The sequence below is a fragment of the Acinetobacter sp. 102 genome (assembly GCF_037028485.1).
Lineage (GTDB): Bacteria > Pseudomonadota > Gammaproteobacteria > Pseudomonadales > Moraxellaceae > Acinetobacter > Acinetobacter higginsii.
This window is the reverse complement of the sequence record NZ_JAZEZK010000057.1, coordinates 1-1154: the sequence shown is the minus strand read 5'-3', so window position 1 is coordinate 1154 and position 1154 is coordinate 1. Positions and strand designations below refer to the sequence as shown.

The window sequence follows — 1154 nt, the reverse complement described above, 5'->3', positions numbered from 1 at the left end:
AATCTCGAGAGAGGTTGGGGTGTTTTTTATGGCGCGGACGAAAAGTAAGAACAAAAAACATAATGTGTTAAAAATATTGGCCTGATTGGTTAACTTTTATGAGTGTTGAAAAGTTATTCTATTTATAACTAAAAGCATAAAGATAGGTATGAGATAAATCTAATGGTTGATATTGATGTAAATGAAAAGCTAATCTAATTTGGGGTTATATAGTAGTTAGATTTTATAACTTTAGTGAGTTTTTCGGAAAAAATTCTAATCTATAGGAAATTTACTCTTGAATAGTAGAGATGATTTTAATAAAGAATCAAAGAGAATATTACAGGAACGAGTTGGAAACCGTTGTTCTAATCCGGAATGTAGATGTCTGACGTCTGGACCAAACTCCAATGAGGAAAAGGCAACAAGAATTGGTGTAGCTGCTCATATTACTGGAGCTTCAGAAGGTGGTCCACGTTTTGATTCATTATTAACGAAAGACAAAAGGGCTCATATATCAAATGGTATCTGGCTTTGCCAAAACTGCGCAAAACTTATTGATAACGATGAGGAAGTTTACGCTGTAAGCTTATTATTAGAATGGAAGCAAGTATCAGAAGAAAACAGCCGCCGAGAGCTAGAAGGTAAATCACCAGTTGAATATCCTATAAAAGACGGTTGGATCTGTGGGCATTGCCGTTCTTTTGTTGAACATCAGCAAACCGTATGTAGAGTATGTCATGCGGATGTTGCATATTCAGCGACGAGACATGAACGAGCTGAGGCAGGAAAAATGGGTTTATTCGTTGGTGCTGCTTTGAGTGCTTTTATTTTTTTAGTCTTTCCTCAACTAGTTAACGATAAATTTGATTTAAGTATCTCTATCGGCTTAGGACTCGGTATATACGCAGTAGTTGTGTCTGGACTATTAAGCGCTCTAGGAATGTTTGCATGTATTGAGCTTGAAGAGAGAAAATATAGAGGTAAACCACCAAGGTTTTTCCGACAATCAAGTATATGAGCTAGCAAATGATGTTGGAGGATTTACGTTGTACAACAGTTTTACTAGGTGAAAGCTATCGTAGCACTTTCTTTGCTTGATCGCTAAGCAGCGGTTAGTATCCGTATTTACTATTCCAGCCTTGCGGAGCATACCGAAATGATTACGTATTTAA

Annotated in this window: 1 protein-coding gene; it reads left to right on the top strand. The window is 36.7% G+C overall.

The annotated features are described in order from the left end of the window. Positions 1–277 precede the first annotated feature (277 nt). Positions 278–1000: a hypothetical protein gene (locus WA352_RS21690; protein WP_005200956.1), complete on the top strand. Its 723-nt coding sequence runs from the start codon at positions 278–280 to the stop codon at positions 998–1000. The last annotated feature ends 154 nt before the right edge of the window (positions 1001–1154 follow it).